At 66.7% G+C, this 3057-nt stretch carries 1 protein-coding gene; it reads left to right on the plus strand.

The features are described 5' to 3' along the window. Nucleotides 1–3057 (plus strand): condensation domain-containing protein (locus NFX52_RS29625; RefSeq protein WP_252635970.1); only part of this gene is annotated, 3057 nt, incomplete at both ends.

Genomic DNA, 3057 nt, shown 5'->3' on the forward strand with positions numbered 1-3057 from the left:
GGCGCCGCGAGGCGAAGTCGAGCGGGCGCTGGCTGAAGTCTGGGAGCAGGTGCTTCGAGTCGATCGGGTCGGCCGCCACGACAACTTCTTCGAGCTCGGCGGCGACTCCATCCTTACCTTGCAGATCGTGGCGCGGGCGAGGAAGCGCGGCGTTAAGCTCAGGCCGAAGCAGTTGATGGAGCTGCAGACCATCGCCGCGATCGGCGCTGCCGTTGCACTGGAGGGCGCCGCGGTGGCGGACGGACCCGTGGCCACCAGTCTGGAAGCGTCTGGCGAAGCGTTCGCGCTGACGCCGATTCAACGCTGGTTCTTCGAGCAGCGCTTCGACGAGGCCCATCACTGGAACCAATCGCTGATGCTGGCCCCAACGGAAGTCCTGGAGCCGACCAGGCTGCGGCAGGCCGTCGAGCACGTCGTCGCCCATCATGAAGCGCTGCGCCTGTGCTTCTCCGCGCCGGAGACGGGCGCATGGCGACAGGCCTACGGTCCGGCGCACGGCCTCGTCGGCTTCGAGCGCATCGATCTCGCCGGGGAGCAGCAGGCATCGTCTGCAGTTGCGCGTGCCGCCGACGCGGCGCAGCGAAGCCTGAGCATGGACCAGCCGTTCAAGGCGGTATGGATCGATCTGGGGCCGGGGCGGCCCGGGCGGTTGCTGCTCGTCGCCCATCACCTGGTCGTCGATGGCGTGTCGTGGCGCTTGATCGTCGAGGATCTGCAAACGGCCTACCGGCAGCTGGGCGCCGGGAGTCCGGTTGAGCTGCCGGCAAGGACGACCTCCGTCCGGGCCTGGTCGGAGGCCCTTGCTGGCTACGCCCGACGTGACGCGGTCAAGGCCGAGCTGCCGTATTGGCAGTCGGTGGTTGGGGAGAATGAGCCGAGCCTGCCAGGCGGCGCCACGGCGAGCAACCTCGTCGGCGATGCCCGGACCATCGAAACTCTGCTCGGCGAAGACCGCACCGAGCAACTGCTGATCGAAGTCCCGCAAGCCTACCGTACCCAGATCAACGACATCCTGCTCACCGCCTTGGCCCGCACGCTGTGCGAGTGGGACGGGCGCGAAAGCGTGCTCGTCGAGCTGGAAGGCCATGGGCGCGAAGAGTTCGCCGACGACATCGACCTGTCGCGGACCGTGGGATGGTTCACCACCTTGTTCCCGGTGCGTTTGAGACCCGGTCGGGATGACCGGGGGGCGAGCATCAAGGCGATCAAGGAACAATTGCGCCAGGTTCCGAACAAGGGGCTGGGGTACGGCGTGCTGCGCTACCTCGCCGAGGAAGGGCGGGTGCTCGGCGAGGGCGCCTATCCGCAGGTGACGTTCAACTATCTCGGCCAGTTCGACCAGACCTTCGATGCTGACTCAATGTGGCGCGTCGCCCGCGAAAGCGCCGGCCTGCAGCGGTCGCCGCTCGGCAAGCGGCGCACTTGGCTGGATGTGGGTGCCGTCATGCACAAGGGCGAGCTCCGGGTGAGTTGGACCTACAGCGCGGGAATACACGACGAAGCGACCGTGCAGTGCCTTGCCCGGCGCTTTCAAGAGGAACTCGAAGCGCTGATTGCCTACTGCACCGATGGGGCGGTGGGGTTCACGCCTGCGGATTTTCCGCTTGCCCGGCTCACACAGGCCCAGCTCGACCGCCTGCCGATGCCGCCGGAAAACCTGGCCGATCTCTATCCGCTGTCGCCCATGCAGTTGGGGATGATGTTCCATAGCGTGTATGACGACACGGGCACCGTCTATGTGAACCAGCTCCGCGCGGACGTCGAGGGGCTCGACCCCGCGCGGTTCAGGGCGGCATGGCAGGTGGCGTTCGAGCGTCATGAAGTGTTGCGTACGGGCTTCCTCCAGGGAGAGAAACCGCTCCAATGGGTGGCGAGGTCGGTCGAAGTGCCGTTGGAGGGACAGGACTGGCGCGAGCGTGCGGACCTGCCTCAGGCGCTCGAGACATTGGCCCAGGCCGAACTCGCCCGCGGCTTCGACCTGGCGGCGGCGCCCCTGATGCGCTTGGCGTTGGTGCGCACGTCGGCGACCAGGCACCATCTGATCTGGACGCGGCACCATCTGCTGCTGGACGGGTGGAGCTCCTCGCGATTGATGGCCGAGATCCTCGCCCTTTACTCGGGACAGCCGACTTCGCCCCCGCGAGGCCGCTTCCGCGACCATATCGCCTGGTTGCAGGGGCGGGACACCGCGGCCTCGGCGAACTACTGGGACACACTGTTGGCGAGCCTTGCCGAGCCGACCCACCTCGCTGCCGCGGTCAAGCCGGCGGAGAAGGGGCAGGGCTACCGGAAGCATCGTCAGCCGTTTAGTGCCGAAGAATCGGCGCGCCTGGCAAGCTTTGCGCGGGCCGAGCGCGTGACGGTGAATACCTTGGTCCAGGCGGCATGGGCACTGCTGCTTCAGCGCTACACCGGGCAGGACGTGGTGTGCTTCGGGGCGACGACGGCCGGGCGTTCGGCGGAGCTGCCGGGCGCCGAGCAGATCCTGGGGCTGTTCATCAATACGGTTCCGGTAATCGCGGCGCCGCAGCCCCAACACGGTATCGGGCAGTGGTTGCGCACGTTGCTGGCACAGAACCTCGCATCGAGAGAGCACGAACATACGCCGCTGTTCGAGATTCAGCGCCGCGCCGGTGTCGGGGGGCAAGGCTTGTTCGACACCATCGTCGTGTTCGAGAACTGCCCGGTGGACGAAGCGCTTCGCCGCGCGGACGACGGGCAGCCGAGGTTTGAGATCAGCCAGATTCGGGACGAAACCAACTACCCGATGAGCGTGATGGTGCACCATGGCCAGTCGCTCGTCGTCGACTACGCATTCCAGGGACAGAGCTTCTCGCACGAACAGGTCGAACGATTGGCGGCGCATGTTCGAGAATTGTTGCTTTCACTCACGGATCCGTCGAACGGTCGTCTGGGCGATCTCGCTTTCGTGAGCGAGGCCGAGCGCCAAGAGCTGAACCGCTGGGGCGTCAACGAGCAGCGGTATGTGGAGGTGGAGCCGGTGCACCGGTTGATCGAACGGCGGGCGCGGGCGCGGCCGGCGGCGACGGCGCTGGT

Source organism: Acidovorax facilis (genome assembly GCF_023913775.1).
In the GTDB taxonomy this organism is placed as follows: Bacteria; Pseudomonadota; Gammaproteobacteria; order Burkholderiales; family Burkholderiaceae_C; genus Acidovorax; species Acidovorax facilis.